The organism is Paenibacillus sp. sptzw28 (assembly GCF_019550795.1).
In the GTDB taxonomy this organism is placed as follows: domain Bacteria; phylum Bacillota; class Bacilli; order Paenibacillales; family Paenibacillaceae; genus Paenibacillus_Z.
The window spans coordinates 580,978-596,128 of sequence record NZ_CP080545.1; the positions used below are offsets into that span (position 1 = coordinate 580,978).

The 15,151-nt window shown below is 52.3% G+C and carries 16 protein-coding genes and 1 pseudogene; 4 read left to right on the forward strand and 13 right to left on the reverse strand.

Annotated features, from left to right (window positions below):
* Positions 1-28 precede the first annotated feature (28 nt).
* A complete protein-coding gene (locus KZ483_RS02740; RefSeq protein ID WP_258881513.1) occupies positions 29-532 on the forward strand; it encodes a CcdC family protein in 504 nt (167 codons plus the stop codon).
* Positions 533-697: 165 nt separating this feature from the next.
* Here the strand turns inward: KZ483_RS02740 and bioC are convergent, their stop codons facing one another.
* From bioC to KZ483_RS02785, 9 genes are all read right to left on the reverse strand, one after another.
* Entirely contained in the window at positions 698-1,576 is an 879-nt protein-coding gene (bioC, locus tag KZ483_RS02745; RefSeq protein ID WP_220351257.1) for a malonyl-ACP O-methyltransferase BioC, read from the reverse strand.
* Positions 1,560-2,294: an alpha/beta hydrolase gene (locus KZ483_RS02750; protein ID WP_220351258.1), complete on the reverse strand. Its 735-nt coding sequence runs from the start codon at positions 2,292-2,294 to the stop codon at positions 1,560-1,562. Before KZ483_RS02750 ends, bioC begins: the two co-directional genes overlap by 17 nt.
* Positions 2,291-3,475 carry an 8-amino-7-oxononanoate synthase gene (gene bioF / locus KZ483_RS02755; RefSeq protein ID WP_220351259.1) on the reverse strand — a complete coding sequence of 395 codons (1,185 nt, stop codon included), beginning with the start codon at positions 3,473-3,475 and terminating at the stop codon, positions 2,291-2,293. Before bioF ends, KZ483_RS02750 begins: the two co-directional genes overlap by 4 nt.
* 16 nt (positions 3,476-3,491) lie before the next feature.
* Positions 3,492-4,469: a biotin synthase BioB gene (gene bioB, locus KZ483_RS02760; protein WP_397376177.1), complete on the reverse strand. Its 978-nt coding sequence runs from the start codon at positions 4,467-4,469 to the stop codon at positions 3,492-3,494.
* Between the two features lie 39 nt (positions 4,470-4,508).
* On the reverse strand, positions 4,509-5,231 hold the full coding sequence (gene bioD / locus KZ483_RS02765) for a dethiobiotin synthase (RefSeq protein ID WP_220351261.1): 723 nt from the start codon (positions 5,229-5,231) through the stop codon (positions 4,509-4,511).
* A gap of 46 nt (positions 5,232-5,277) precedes the next feature.
* Positions 5,278-6,609: an adenosylmethionine--8-amino-7-oxononanoate transaminase gene (gene bioA / locus KZ483_RS02770; protein ID WP_220353222.1), complete on the reverse strand. Its 1,332-nt coding sequence runs from the start codon at positions 6,607-6,609 to the stop codon at positions 5,278-5,280.
* Positions 6,610-6,922: 313 nt separating this feature from the next.
* Entirely contained in the window at positions 6,923-7,144 is a 222-nt protein-coding gene (locus tag KZ483_RS02775; RefSeq protein WP_220351262.1) for an ester cyclase, read from the reverse strand.
* Between the two features lie 141 nt (positions 7,145-7,285).
* Positions 7,286-8,185 carry a hypothetical protein gene (locus tag KZ483_RS02780; protein WP_220351263.1) on the reverse strand — a complete coding sequence of 300 codons (900 nt, stop codon included), beginning with the start codon at positions 8,183-8,185 and terminating at the stop codon, positions 7,286-7,288.
* Between the two features lie 102 nt (positions 8,186-8,287).
* Entirely contained in the window at positions 8,288-9,112 is an 825-nt protein-coding gene (locus tag KZ483_RS02785; RefSeq protein WP_220351264.1) for a stalk domain-containing protein, read from the reverse strand.
* A gap of 305 nt (positions 9,113-9,417) precedes the next feature.
* Between KZ483_RS02785 and KZ483_RS02790 the strand changes: the two genes are divergently transcribed.
* From KZ483_RS02790 to add, 3 genes are all read left to right on the forward strand, one after another.
* Complete coding sequence (locus KZ483_RS02790) at positions 9,418-10,230, forward strand: class I SAM-dependent methyltransferase (protein ID WP_220351265.1); 813 nt, start codon at positions 9,418-9,420, stop codon at positions 10,228-10,230.
* Between the two features lie 295 nt (positions 10,231-10,525).
* Positions 10,526-11,074 carry a glutathione peroxidase gene (locus KZ483_RS02795; protein WP_220351266.1) on the forward strand — a complete coding sequence of 183 codons (549 nt, stop codon included), beginning with the start codon at positions 10,526-10,528 and terminating at the stop codon, positions 11,072-11,074.
* Positions 11,075-11,183: 109 nt separating this feature from the next.
* Complete coding sequence (add, locus tag KZ483_RS02800; RefSeq protein ID WP_220351267.1) at positions 11,184-12,230, forward strand: adenosine deaminase; 1,047 nt, start codon at positions 11,184-11,186, stop codon at positions 12,228-12,230.
* Between the two features lie 194 nt (positions 12,231-12,424).
* Here the strand turns inward: add and KZ483_RS02805 are convergent.
* The 4 genes and pseudogenes from KZ483_RS02805 to KZ483_RS02820 form a co-directional block, all read right to left on the reverse strand.
* A pseudogene (locus KZ483_RS02805) lies at positions 12,425-12,820 on the reverse strand (CHRD domain-containing protein); the annotation flags it as partial.
* A gap of 134 nt (positions 12,821-12,954) precedes the next feature.
* Positions 12,955-13,503: a GNAT family N-acetyltransferase gene (locus tag KZ483_RS02810; RefSeq protein ID WP_220351268.1), complete on the reverse strand. Its 549-nt coding sequence runs from the start codon at positions 13,501-13,503 to the stop codon at positions 12,955-12,957.
* Between the two features lie 172 nt (positions 13,504-13,675).
* Positions 13,676-14,752, reverse strand: coding sequence for an S-layer homology domain-containing protein (locus KZ483_RS02815; protein ID WP_220351269.1), 1,077 nt, complete (start codon positions 14,750-14,752; stop codon positions 13,676-13,678).
* Between the two features lie 149 nt (positions 14,753-14,901).
* Entirely contained in the window at positions 14,902-15,144 is a 243-nt protein-coding gene (locus tag KZ483_RS02820) for a hypothetical protein (RefSeq protein WP_220351270.1), read from the reverse strand.
* Positions 15,145-15,151 lie beyond the last annotated feature (7 nt).

Sequence of the window (15,151 nt, forward strand, 5' to 3'; positions counted from 1 at the left end):
TACTCATAAACAAAGGGGCTGCGTCCGCGTGAGCTTACTCCCGCACTCGTTACCGCTTGGACATATCGCTTCGATTGTCATATCGCTGCTCTCAGGCATTGCCGTCCTGTTCCTCCGGCTGCGAGCATCGAACCGACCGACGAATATGCGTAAAATCATCATTCCGCCCATCGGTATGTCGACAGGCTTTCTCATGTTCGCTGCGCCAGTTATGCGCATCCCCTGGAGCTGGGCGCTGGCGGCCTTCGCGGCGGGCGCACTGTTATTCGCGTATCCCCTCATCCGCACCTCCAGGCTGGAGCTCGTGGGGGAGACGGTCGTCCTGAAAAGGTCGAAGACCTTCATCTTCATCCTTCTTGGGCTCCTGATCGTCAGGCTGCTGCTGCATGATGTGGTGGAGCAATCGATCACAATCCCGCAGACGGGCGGGCTGTTCTTCATCCTGGCCTTCGGGATGATAGCCGTCTGGCGGATTGCTATGCTGCGCTCCTACACGAAACTGATACAGGAAAAGAAGGGCTCTTCCACTTGAACGAAAGACGAATCCTTCTACCTGTGCGGCGTAAGCAAAGTACGACAAAGTGAAGCATCGATTAAATTATTGTCCGGAAGTCGCCGGCCGGACAGAACGAAAGACCCTTCAGCGGAAATGAGAAATGCTGAAGGGTCTTTTCATTGGAAATAATGCCGTTCAGCGTTACGCCTGAACAGAAGCGTTCAGCATGAGGAGGTCATATGTGACAAGAATGCCGCCGGGGCAGCTGAACCGGGACTCATAGGCCTGAAACATTTCAGCGAATAAACGGCGCTGTCCGAGCCCGGGTGAATGGGAGGCTTCCGTTGCGCTGGCTCCAACCGCTTTGACTGAATGAAGAAAATCCCTGACGGTCGGGTAGCTTTCGGTACGGGCGATTCGCTCGAGCCGTCCTTGCCCGAATCCGGCTTCTTCGAGAAGCGAGAGCCATTCTTCCGGCGGCCGAAGGGATAGTCCGTGGTGCAGCGGTGTTAAACCCTTCGAGAGATAAACCTCTTCGAAGGCGGAGTGCAGTTCGCGAAAGGTTTGAGGCCCGAACGTCGTGAATGCCAGAATCCCGCCCGGACGCAGCAGCCGTTTGAGCTCGCGAAGCGTCTCCCCGGGACGGACAAACCATTGGAAGCAGGCGCTTGACACTATCAGGTCGAAAGAACCGGAAGCCGCTGCGGCCGCCCAGGACTCCGCGTCGGAAAGCACGAAATCGATATGCGTAACGCCCGGAATATGAGGGGCGGCGTGTATGGAGCGGGCATTGCTTGTCTCGTCAACCCGGCGTTTTGCCGCATCCAGCATGGCGGGCGCCGCATCGAGCGCTGTAATATTGCCGGCAGGCCAAGCCGCTCGCAGCTTTTCGGTCAATGCCCCTGTACCGCAGCCGATTTCCAGGATGTCGACATTCGATTTATCACGCAGGTCAGGGTGACGGTTTACGAATTCCGCGAGCGATTGCGCCATTGCTCGCTGCACATTGGCATGGGTATCGTAAGCGCCCGCAGCGCTTCGGTTAAACTGACGTCGAATAAGCTCAAGTCTGCTGCTCATGCCACCATCTCCTGACTGCCTCGGCGGTTTCCGTTTCCCGCCCCAGAAAAGGGGCGTGGCCGCATTGCTTGGCGGCGATTAGCGACGCCTTCGGAAGTGTGTTGTGCAGCTCCCGCGCGGCGCCGAAAGGACAAACTGTGTCGTCCCTACCATGGACGATTAGCGCCGGACAGGCGATTCCGGGAAGCAGCGGGCTGCAGTCCTCGCGGCGAAGGACATCAAGCCCAGCCAGCATCGCATCGTCCGGCCAGCTGCCGGCAGGAGGGAGCAGTCTGTCGATCCCTCGCCCCAGCTCGCCCGCTGTAAAGAGGCCTTCCCGGAATTTGAGCTCGACCGGTGTGCGGTCCCGCTTGATAGCTGAGGCCATCTGCCGGACATAAGCATCGGGCCAGCCCTTGTCGGTTTCGCCCCGGGGCCGCACGAAACGGGAGGTCGCACCCAGCAGCACGAGGCCGTCCGCTCCGGACTCCCCGGCGAGTCTTAATGCCAGCAGCCCGCCAAGCGACCATCCGGCGACCAGCAGCGGCCCGCCTGATGCTTCCCGCCGAGCGCAAAGCAATGCCTCAGCCGCACGTGCATACATCTGCTCCGCCGTGGCGGCTTCGTAATAGTGTCCGGCGATATGCCGCCACTCCGGCAGGCGGCTTCGCAGCGGTTCGAATACTGCGTCGCCGAAGCTCCAGCCGCTCAGCCATAATATCGTGCCGCCGGCAGTCATCGCGGCAGTACCCCCAGCTCTTGGCCGATGCCGCAGATACGCAATGCGGCATCGGCCAGCTCCTCGTCCGTATGCGCGGCGGACAGCGAGAACCGTATGCGCGCTGTCCCGGCAGGTACGGTCGGAGGCCTGATTGCAACCGCCGCTATGCCTTCGGTCTCCAGAGCTGAACTGAACCGCAGCGCAGTGACATTATCGCCCACGATCAGCGGCACGATGGGCGAATCGCCCTCTCCAACGCGAAAGCCGGCCTCCGCCAGCGTGGAGCGGAAGCGGCTGCTTGCGGCAAGCAGCCGGCGGCGGCGGTTCTCCCCGTCCGCCGACTGCACAATTTCAAGAGCAGCCAAGACACCGGCGGCAACTGCCGGAGGCATCGCCGTCGAATAAATGAGCGGCCTCACTTTATTGGTAAGCCAGCGAATGAGCGTCTCGCTTCCGTATACATAAGCCCCGTACACGCCGAACGCTTTACTGAAGGTTCCCATATGCACGTCGACATCGTCCTGGACGCCCAACGCGCGGCAAAGACCTTCGCCTTGCTCACCGTAAACGCCGCCGCTGTGCGCCTCGTCGACCATCAGCATAGCGCCGTATTCACGCTTCAGCCGCACAAGCTCTGCAATCGGCGCGGAGTCGCCATCCATCGAGAAGATGGTGTCCGTGACGATCAGCTTGCGGCGCGCATCCCGGTGCTTGTCCAGCAGCCGCTCCAAATCGTTCATATTATTGTGCCGGTACCTCGCATGCTCGGCGCGGCTGAGCGTAATGCCGTCCACGATGCTCGCATGGTTGAGGCGGTCGCTGAACACGACATCGCCGCGCCCGACAAGCGCGCTGATCACGCCGCTGTTAGCCATATATCCGTTAGCAAAAACAAGCGCAGACCCGCATTGCTGCCATGAGGCGAGGGACTCCTCGAGCCGGTGAAACGCCGATCGGCTGCCTGTCACCAGCCGCGAAGCCCCGGCCCCGGCTCCCTCGCTGAGCAGCGCATCCCGCATCGCCTCTGCTATTGCGGGATGCTGGGCAAGGCCTAAATAGTCGTTGGACGACAAATTCAGCAGCGTACGATCGCCGCGCAGTACATAGCCTGCCCTTCCGTACACGGCAGCGCAGTCACGCAGCGACCGCTCGAGCGCCTGCCCGGCCAGTTTTTCCAATTCCTGCTCCATCCATTTCATGAAAGGGTCACCGCCATCATAGTGCGCACATTTCGATTTCGAAGCCCAGGTCTTCGATCATTTGATGATCAGTGGTCACTTCCTGACCCGCTGTCGTCAGATAGTCGCCGACAAACAGCGAATTGACCGCATACAGCGACAGAGGCTGCAGTGTGCGAAGGTTCACTTCGCGTCCGCCCGCCGCCCGTATTTCTTTCGAAGGGCAGATGAAACGGAACAGCGCCAGCACCTTCAGCGCTTTCATGGCGGGAGTACGTCCCGCATTTTCCAGCGGAGTTCCCGGGATCGCATTCAGAAAGTTAATTGGAATCGAATCCGCATCAAGCTCGCGCAGGGCATATGCCATTTCGACGATTTCGCGGTCCGTCTCGCCCATGCCGATAATAACGCCCGAGCAGGGGGACATGCCGTGCGTTTTGACCTGTTCCACTGTTTCGACACGCTGGTCGTACGTATGTGTCGTCGTAATAGAAGGGTAGTTGGCCCTGCTGGTGTTCAGGTTGTGGTTGTAGCGGTGAACGCCGGCTTCGGCCAGCCGTTCGGCTTGGCCGTCCTTCAAGATGCCCAGGCACGCGCATATTTTGAGCGGCATCGTATCGCGGATTTCGCGCACTGCCTCTACGACTTGCTCAAGCTCCTTATCGGTCGGACCTTTGCCTGCGGCTACGATGCAGTAGGTACCCGCTTTACGCGACATCGCTTCGCGTGCGCCTGCCAGCAGCGTGTCCTTATCGAGCAAAGTATACTTCTTGACAGGGGCCGTTGAGACAATCGATTGGGAGCAGTAGCCGCAGTCTTCGGGACAGAGGCCGCTCTTGGCATTGATGATCATGTTCAGCTTTACCTTCTTGCCGTAGTAATGCTTCCGGACCGCGAAAGCGGCCTGCATAATCGGCAGTATCTCGTCGTTGCCCGCTTCCAGGACAGCCAGTCCCTCCTCGGGTGTCAAAAGCTCGCCATTCAGCGCCTTCCGGGCGAAAGCATTCCAATCCATTGTGGCTGCTATCGTCGTCATAACGATCATCTCCTTCATTTATGTACTAGCCAGCGCCGCTATAACAGGCGTCAAATCTATCGTAAGGCCGGCGCTACCGGCCAGTTCTTCTGTCTCAGGTTCGTCGCTTACGCGCGGAAAACGACCCAGAACCCGCAAACCGCCGTACCGCTCGATTAATTCCGCATTCGTTGCGACGCTTGGATCATATCCGCGTGCCAAACCATCCGCTCCGTCGTTCAGCACGACACCCGCTATCGGAATGCCGCGCTGCCGCAGCAGCGACGCGGTAAGCAGCGTGTGATTGACAGTGCCGAGACCAGCGCGGGCCACGATCAGAGCCGGCGTTCCAAGCGCGGCGATCCAGTCGACGACAAGCGCGTCTTCGGTGAGTGGAACGGCGACACCGCCGGCGCCTTCTATGAGCAGCGCCTCGTAGCGCCGGGCAAGCGGCTCTCCCGCGGCGGCCAGCGCTTCGAGCGTCAGCGTCACGCCGGCGGCTTGGGCGGCAAGCGCCGGTGCAAGCGGCGCGTCGAAGGTGAACGGCGCCACGGCCTCGGGCCGCTCGTCAATGCCGGCGCCGCGCAGCAGCCGCTCCGCGTCGGTGACGCCGCTGCCAAGCGGCGCACCTGACTGCACCGGCTTCCAGACGCCGATGTTCATCCCTCCGGCGCGAAGCGCTGCGGCAATCGCCGCCGTAACCACCGTCTTGCCGACCCCGGTATCGGTGCCGGTTACAAACAAGCCTCGTACCCGGCTCATGCTCGCCACCCGCTCAAGCGCTCGCCTAACTTGCCTATGCCACGGCTCATGACCGCCATCCTCCTTCGGTCACATCGCGGATTGCTGCTGCGAGAATGTCCGTCATCGCGCCGAGCTCCGCCTCCGTGCTGGCAAGCGGCGGGATAAACACCACGACGTTGCCGAGCGGCCGTGTCAGCATGCCGAGCTCCCGTGCCCGCAGGGAAACGAGCACACCGATGCGCTGCTCCCAGTCGTAGGGCTCATGCGTCGCCTTATCGCGGACCAGCTCGATGCCGACCATCAGGCCCTGCTGCCGCACATCGCCGACATGCGGGTATTCTGCAAGCGGAGCCAGCTTGCGGGCGACCAAGTCCGCCTTTGCCCTAACGCCTTCGACCATCCCGCGCTCCTCCATCAGCCGCAGGCTCGCAAGCGCCACGGCGCACCCGAGCGGATTCCCTGTGAACGAGTGGCCGTGGAAGAACGTCCTCCGTTCTTCATAATCCGCATAGAACGCATCGAATACCTCGCCTGTGGCAAGTGTCGCGGCGACAGGGAGATAGCCGCCTGTCAACCCTTTGCCGACGACCATCAAATCCGGCGAAACACTCTCCAGATCGCAGGCAAACATCGCGCCAGTACGGCCAAATCCGGTCGCCACCTCATCGGCGATCAGCAGCACACCGTATTTGCGGCACAACGACGCGATCCGGCTCAAGCAGCCTGGCGGCATCACAATAATACCGCTTGCACCCTGTACGATCGGCTCGACAATTAAAGCGGCAATTTCATCCGCGCGCGTTTCAAGAAGGGTGCGAAGCGCCGCAAGCGTCGACTCCATCGCACCCGCCGGGCCGCCGGGATGGCGATATGTAAGCGGGTAAGGCACGATATGCGCCGGGAATAGCATTGGACGGAAAATCTCATGGTAAAGCGGAATCGCGCCGACGCTCACCGCTCCGATCGTATCGCCATGGTACGCATCCTTCATCGTGATGAAGGACGTTTTGCCGCTCCTGCCCCGGTTATGCCAATATTGGAAAGCCATTTTGAGCGCAATCTCCACGCCGGTAGCGCCCGAGTCCGAGAAAAATACCTTCGTAAGCCCTTGCGGGGCAATCTCCGCCAGCTTCGCAGCCAGTTCAATCGCCGGAACATTGGCCATTCCAAGCAGCGTCGAATGCGCCACCCGTCCCAGTTGCTCGGTAATCGCCCGGTTCAGCTCCGGCACGTTATGCCCATGTACATTCAGCCATACCGACGAGAAGCCGTCATAATAGGCGCGGCCCTGTACATCGTACAGCATGATGCCCTCGCCGCGCTCGATAATAAGCGGGTCCGAGCCGTTGTAATCTTTCATTTGCGTGAAGGGATGCCATAGATGCGCCTTGTTCATGGCGGATAGCTGCTCATACACCGATGCCAAGCCATATCACTCTCCGTTCATCCTATGAATTGTTAACCAAACCTTATGCTCACAGGTTAACAATGAAACGTAGCCATTTTAGCAGACGGCGGCAGGCCTTGTAAAGGAGAGGGACTAAATCTATATTGAAAAGGTGTATCGGCTCCTATTTGCGGGCAGTCCCTAACTTATCTGATTTACCACTCTAAAATTTTGGCTCTGTTACTGTTTATTGTTGATTTTCGAACAAAAGAAAACCGCCCACTAAAAGGCGGTTAACTAAACTATCGTATTCCGTCGTAGTTTAGTCCGGACGATCTAACCCAACAACCTCACCCAGATTCGTTAGCCCCCAGACTTCTGCAATTCGTTTATCGTCCATACGAATGAGTTCAAGGATCATCGGCTGCCTTCCGACGGTAGTGATTCCCCTTATACTGGTGCGGCTTGCAGCCTCATCGCCATCGACAAAGAGGTCTTCGACAACCACTGCGGTGGCCGGGAACATTTTGATGAACCAGTACAAAGATTATTCCTCTAATATTTCGAATAGCCTGATTTACTCGTCATGCACTGAATATCCTTCATGCTGTGGATATCCTCTTCAGTGCTAAAGCGCACAAAAAAAGCCATCGTCACTTGACGTGACGATGGCTTTTTGACCTTATTACATCATATCCAACGAAATTTTATTCCCATCATATCGAATGACATCGGTATTGTCGTTGCTATTATGCCGGATTTCTTTTGTTTTGTTCGTTAATATGTCATAAACGTAATACTTATCTATTAGAGGATTGGGATCCGGTCCCGGGCTCTCCTGCCAATAAAAAATCTTCGTTTTATAAATGTTATAACCGTAATGATAACCGCCTGCATAATGGAGTGTAGCTACACGGCGGTCTTTTTTTGTCTGAAGATTATATACATGAAGCTCGAACCACGGAGATTGTGGTACTTCTGTTGGTTTATAGGCAGTCGTATAAACCAACCATGCTCCCGAGGCATGTACGCCCTCCACAAATGAGTACAAAGGTTCCGGAATTGATTTCTTTGTAACCGTTAAAGGCAGTGAAAAAAGTTTAACCGACTTCTGCACAGTTAAATCCTTCTCTGATTTCGGACTTAAATAGAACGTAATGGGGGTTATCGGATGAATGTTTACTATTGAATTCTTGTCGGCCAATTCCGGCGCAGGCGTCCAAACGACTCCTCGATCGGTCATTGTAGCAAATATAAATTTTTTTTCAGCCTCATCAGTATAAGAAACGGAGTACGACTTAGCATCTAATCGGATCATGTATTTCTGCTCTGTTTGAGGTTTTGTTAAGGCCGCTTTGCCGTCCTGCTGATTGCTGGCTGGAGCCGAATCCGCATCACTGCCATTTGGATTTGCTGAGGCTTGATTTGTTGACGTATTTGATGGTGAGGCATTCTTGTAACTGTCATTGGGTGCGGATTGATTTATGTTGCCTTTGGAATGTTTCGCAGATACAGATGAACTGCATCCCACCAATACGACTGCTGTAACGATTCCATACAGAAGAAGATAAATCAACTTTTTCACTTGACAGTCCTCCTAAAACATATTCTCAGTCGAGGACGGCTAATTACATAACTGCGGTTTTAAATTTCATGGGAGCTTAGAGAGAGGTCACCGCACTTCAGCTTACTGTTCAATGGAAATTGTTACCAATCCATTGCTCTTAGTGAATTTGACAACATTACCGTATGCTTCTGCGATACCTCTTAGCGGCAAATACACACGTCCATTCTTCAAAATCGCTTCTTGACGAATTGGGAAGATCTTATTGTTATCTTTGAATTTCTTTTCACCTATTTTTATCAAAAATCTCTCTTTGATGTAGTCATCCTTATCTGTAAATGCGAATGATAAAGTTTTCTGCTCATTGTTCCACCAGATCCCTTTCCCTGGTACAAGAAATGGAAGAACATCCGTTACATAACTTGGGCTGACTAAGATACTTCCCCTAATGAGAATGTATTCTTCGTTATTTAGATTTGCTTTTCTATCGTTAGCATATTCGATTTTTACTGATTTAACAGTGGCTGCCGCATTCACAGGAATACCAGGTACCCCTAAGGAGTATAAAGCGTATCCCCTTTTACCTCCCCATTCACCGTAGTAAAGGAGGTCACTGCTAGGTCCAGCGCTATATACATTGAATTCTGCTGTATCGGATATCGTTTGCGTATACGAACCATTCTCACATTTCATGTACCCATAATGTACCATAGGTTCGGCTGTACTGTGCGTCTCCTTCAAGTAATAGGTTTTTTTAGACCAGACTAGGAATTTCGGTGGTGTCTCGCAAGAAGACGTTTTTTCGGTTACTTGTGTGGTTTCCGCTACCTCGCTCGCTTGTACCATGTGAGACGCTACGTTTTGCCCCTCTACAGCCGCTTTGCCGCATGCTGACATTCCAATCACGCAGAAGCACAACGTAATAATCATAGCCATCTTTTTGTTCATTATGGCTCCCCATTTGATTCGTCACAAATATAGACGAGAGTTGATGTTCTCTTCTCTCTTAAACGTCGAGATTCTCATTTTTGTTTCAAGACGATACCATGTAATTATTACCCAGTAAATCTTGTTTAATCTGCCCGGTAGCTTAATAAGAAAATCAACAACAAAGATGATTAACATAGCCAAAATTTTAATCACATTACCAAGTATTAATATTATTATTAAAGGAAGGTGAGATGTTTCAAGGGAAAGAAATTTGCAGCACTGCTTCGCCGCCGCATTCCAAATCAAATAGGAGAGTGAGACGAATGTCCATAGTGTTCCCGGATCCGATGAAGCATCCTGATTGGACTCCTCCGCAGACCAAGGAGTTTTATGAACGGCTTGTTAAAGAAAGCGGAAGCTACGCATATCCTTGGAAGTCGGAATTTGACGAACCTACAGCCGAAATCATATTCGGGCGGAAGTTATCGTCGTATATTACCGACAGCTCTCAGGTGCTCGATGTTGGTTGCGGACACGGTGATTTTCTTAATAAGTGGGCATCACAAGCAAAAGAAGCCGTCGGAATCGATGCTGTAGAGGGATTTATTATAACAGCAAACAGATGTAAACCAGCGGGCTCTTTTCGTTTTTTGACAATAGATGTTGACGATGGTTTACCATTTTCTGATCATTACTTTGACGTGGTTTATTCGAAAAAAGGTCCTTGGTTGTTCACTGAACGGAATCGGGAAGGAAGTCGGGTCATAAAACCAGGCGGTGCAGTCCTTCAATTTATCCACGGTGGAACGGATGGGGGACTGAGGGCGCTGTTTCCCGGTCTATATTCCCCGTTAAATTGGAATAAAGACCAAGCGATACAACAACTTTCGGACCACCTTGGACTCCCCGATAGCGGACTATCGGACATAGATATCCAAGTCATTGAAGAAACCGAATATCTTTCAACTCCTGAGGACGTTCTTATTAAGAAATGCTTCGGCCAAACCAAGAGCTTAAAGGAGTTCGTTTGGAGGGAATGCTTTGGTGGTGTAGAGGAAATATTCAATAAGCATGCTGCTCCCAGAGGACTCAGAGTAACAAATTACTACTACATAGTGACCGCCAGATCTATTTAATGAGCTGCCGATGATTTTACTTCTGCCACATAATCTGCATCAGGTATGAATTCTTTCCCGCTCTTACTACAATCTGGTCAATGGGAATCGGGGTTTTTCTGGCGGTTTTCCCGACGGATGAGGTGCTGGATCATTTTATTGAACAATCCGTTAGTCAGGCATGAAGTGAAAAAATATATCTGGATGCCATACTACTCTGACTTCAGGCAAGTTGACATACCATGCTCAAACTGCTACTATAAGAAATATAATTTGTACACAATTTAATTTTACAAAATCATTAGGAGGATTATCAATGACAACTTTATACGACTTCCAAGCGGAAACAATCAAAGGTGAAAACAAATCATTGTCGGATTACAAAGGAAAGGTGATTGTCGTCGTCAATACGGCGAGCAAGTGCGGCTTCACGCGCCAATACGCCGACTTGCAGAAGCTCTACGAGCAGTATCAGGGCCAGGGTCTCGAAATTATCGGCTTTCCTTCCAATCAGTTCGGCGAGCAGGAGCCGGGCAGCAACGATGAAGTGGAGAGCTTTTGCCAAATCAATTACGGCGTAACGTTCCCTCTCTTTGCGAAAACAGACGTCCGTGATGAGACCGCTCATCCTGTATTCAAATACTTAACGGAAGCGGCTCCCTTCGAAGGCTTTGACACCACTGAGCCAGGCGGCAAAAAGATGGACTCCTATCTGAGCGAGAAGCACCCTCAGCGGATGAGCGATAATTCGATCAAGTGGAATTTCACCAAGTTTCTGATTGACCGTGAAGGCAAGGTCGTCAAACGGTTCGAATCTACCGTTGAGCCGCTGGATATGACAGCCGATATCGAGACGCTGCTGTAAACACCGGATTTACCGTAGAATAGAGGATAAATGCCGGGCCGGGCATAATATAATATAGAGAGAGTAGAGACGAATAGGTAAACGCCTGTTCAGGAGGAGAGATGCCATAATGTCATTGACTGCCCAATCGGAGAAAAGGATGGCCATGCTGCCGAAGGTCGATCTGCACGTTCATCTGGATGGAAGCGTAATGCCGGAAACGATTCTGGAGATGGGCCGATCCCAGGGCATTTCTCTTCCCGCAGACAGTGCGGAAGGGCTGCTGCCTTTCATAAGGGCCGCAGAAGATTGCGATAGCCTCCAGGATTATTTAGGCACCTTTGCGTTTGTGCTTCGTTTCCTGCAGGATGGGGAAGCGCTTGAGCGCGTCGCGTTCGAGCTCGTCATGCAGGCGGCACAGGAGAGGTGCCTGTACATGGAAGTCCGTTTTGCGCCGCAGCTTCATACGGAGAAAGGGCTGTCCCTGGAAGCGATTATCGGACATGTGATCAGCGGCCTTAAACGCGGGGAAGAGGCGTTCGGCGTGACAGCGAGGGTAATCGTCATCTGCATGCGGCATCATGATTTGACGACGAATAAGGCGGTCGCGGAAGCCGCGGCTGAGTGGCATGGCCGCGGTGTGGCTGCGATTGATCTTGCCGGAGATGAAGCCGGTTATCCGGCTCATTTGTTTCATGAGTTGTTCTCGTTTGCGAAGCAGAGAAGGCTCCCGGTTACGATCCATGCCGGAGAGGCGGCCGGCCCGGCCAACATTTACGAAGCGGTGGTTCATCTGGGGGCCAGCCGCGTCGGGCACGGAGTAAGGGTACGGGAAGACAGGGAAGTGCTGGAGCTGCTAAAAGCCCGGCGAATCCCGCTTGAAATGTGTCCCGTCAGCAATATTCAGACAAAGGCGGTCCCCGAATGGACACTCTATCCGCTGCCTGAATATCTTAATGAAGGTCTGCTCGTAACTGTAAATACGGATAACCGTACCGTTTCGGGGACAACCCTCCTTCACGAATACCGAATGCTGATGGAACATTGCGGAGTGACCGAGAACCAGATAGCGGACATCATCCATAACGGCTTGCGTGCCGCATTTGTCGAGGAAGCCGTCAAGGAACGGCTGTTGGAGAAGTTTAACAACGCCCGCTTGGAGCTTGGTTTTATGTAAAAAGGAGCCTCTCGGCTCCTTTTCTGGTAAGGGATAAGAAAGTATACGATTCGCTATACTGTTCTTATCTTTCTGAGTCAGAAGTATAATTGCCGGCCTTAACGTCTTTTTACCGCGACCGTGCGTTTAACTTTGGCGGCAGATTTCTTCGAATCTCTGACCTTCCGGTCGAACTTTTCCTTCGAGTCGGCCTGGATTTGTCCCCGGATTTCACCGTCTGGATTCTGCACCGTATGAACATTGACATAGGTATCCATAGTCTGCATCAATTTGACGAGATCCTCAATCGTGGACCCTTTAAGCGGTCCGACCAAATCTTCGCTCGTTAAGCTCCCCCGCACAATTCCCTTCCGGACTGTAATACCGAACTTATTGGGACCAAACAAAAATGCGATAATCGGCCCGTTCTCACCGGCTGCGCCCAGGTGAATGTGGGCTTCGGTGACCCTTTCGATATTTTTGACTTTCAACAGGAAATGCAGGCGCTCGCCGCTGCTGCTTAGCCGAAACCACGCCATACCGGTCGCGTCCGTATCAACAGGCGGCACTTCAAAGCGTCCCCGAAGCTTCGCTACAAAATTAGCCACTATTTATTCCTCCCTCTGAATGATTCTATAAAGTATTCAGAGACAGGGAGACATGATTGTACAACGACCTAATAGAAACCGCCAAATAATCCGGCAATACAGCCGTTATGAATGTCCCCTAAGGACAATCCGAACGATTATTTGACCATATTATCATAGTCCGTCTTAATCATTCCATAGTAAACCAAGTCCTCAAATTGATCCCACTTTGATATATGTTGTTTAAAGGTCCCTTCGTGTTTCATCCCAACCTTGGACATAACGTTCGACGAGGCCGGGTTTTTGACCATTGCCGCGGCCCATATTTTATTCAGCTTCAGCGTTTCAAACCCGAATTGGACCACTTGCTTTGCAGCTTCGGCCGCATAGCCTTTACCCCAGAAAGGTCTTCCCACCCAATAGGCAAGCTCGCCTCTATTATGCGGTTTCGCTATATTGATGCTTATGCATCCTATCAATACGGAATTGTCCTTGCCGACCATCGCAAAAGCGAATCCGTCGCCGGTTTCTGACCGGCCATGACAACCGCTGATCCAGGATTCAGCCGCCCCATCAGGGTAAGGGTAGGGAATGGACAGTGTTGTCCTGGCCACTTCGATATCTCCCGCGAGCTTCTGCACTTGGACTGAATCTCCTAATTCAAACGGTCTCAGAACTAACCTTTCCGTTTCGAAAGTTGGCTGCATTGGACACACCTCTTAATAAACGATTTTGAAGAATTATAATACAGCTGCCGAAAAATGCAATACTTACGGGAAAATATTCGGTGTACATGTTAAATCACCATCGTTATAGCCGGCAGCATATAAAAATGACATTCAAACCGTTATGGCTCGAATGTCATTTCTCTCTTTCGCTTTATTCGCTCGCGCCTTCAAAAAACGCGTACATCTTCCACGTATTATCGGGCATCTTCTTCAGCATGTACGTACCGTCCGAAGGCTTCGATTCAGAGGTTTGGTTCGTGCCTTGGGTAATCGTGATTTTATAACTCCCGCCTGCGGACTCGACGACGGCAAACCGGTCTGATTTTTCGGTTACCTTGAGAGCTGCGGCACTTTCTTGCTCCATTTCGATTTGAATGCCTTCTTGCGCCATTTCAATAAGCTCGTCTGTCGCTGTATTGTTATAGGCCAGATAATATCCTGTCTTGAACCGGGCGCTCACGTTGTACAATTCCTTTAAATTATGACCCGTCACGGCCGAATACTCTTGCGATTCGTTATCCGAGACCACTTTCAGCAAATCCTTATCTGCGGGCAAATTGCCTGTTTGCAGGTTTAAACCGCGCTGCAGCATGACGACTGCTTCCGCTCTTTTCGCATTGGCGTACGGCTTGAACTCGGTTTCGGTAATTCCTCTGACAATACCGGCTTGGCTTGCTTTCAGAATGAAAGCTTTGGCGTAGTATTCCGGAACGTCGGAGAAGGTCTTGGCTTGTCCTGCAAAGTTCACGGAGGAAGAAAATGCCCGGACGATCAAGGTTGCAATTTCACCGCGGGTAATTAGCCGGTCCGGCCCGAATTTCGTGTCGGTCAGGCCGCCTGCAATGCCCAGCGAGCTGGCGATTCGAACAGGTTCGTAATACCATTTGCCTTCGCGGACATCATCGAATGATTTGCCCGCCTTGTCGCTTGTCAACCCCAAGGCCCGAACAAGAATGGCAACAAACTCCGCACGGCTTACCGGGTTGTTCGGTTTAAGCGTTACGTTTCCTTCCGCGTCTACATAGCCGCGCAGCAAATCGGCGTTAGCGAAATTGTCCAATTCGTCATAAGCCCAGTGCTCGTCGATGTCCGTTGGATAGTACATATCCAGAGGATCTATTTGGGCTGCTTGGGTGACCGTCAAGTTAAGCGGATAAATCAGCATTAGAGCTATGAATAATGACATGACCAAACGAAGAAATGCATTACGAAGAAGTCGTTGTTTCATTTTTTGGTTATTCCCCTCTTTTCTGTAATTATCAGAGAGAAGAGTAACAGAAAAATACTTGTTCAGCCAGGTGTAAATTATGGTTGGATATTTACAAAGTTTATATTTCCTCAACTGCCAAATTGTTAGGTTTGACGGGCCGGCTTTATTTAAGCAGTATTGAAATGTTCTAACACACACTTCGGGAGGTATAACGTCACCTTGAGAATACTGTTTTCATTAATCGCCGCTTGTTTCTTACTCACAGCTTTTCCTTTGTTTGTTTTGGCTGAAAGCAAGCCTTTGGATTGGCATATGCGGTATGGTGACGAAGGGAACACCAACAGTTCCTCAGTTTCGTTGCCGCTTAACTCCGTGTTGCAAGAAGACCCCATTGACAATGCTTCATCCATGTTTTCC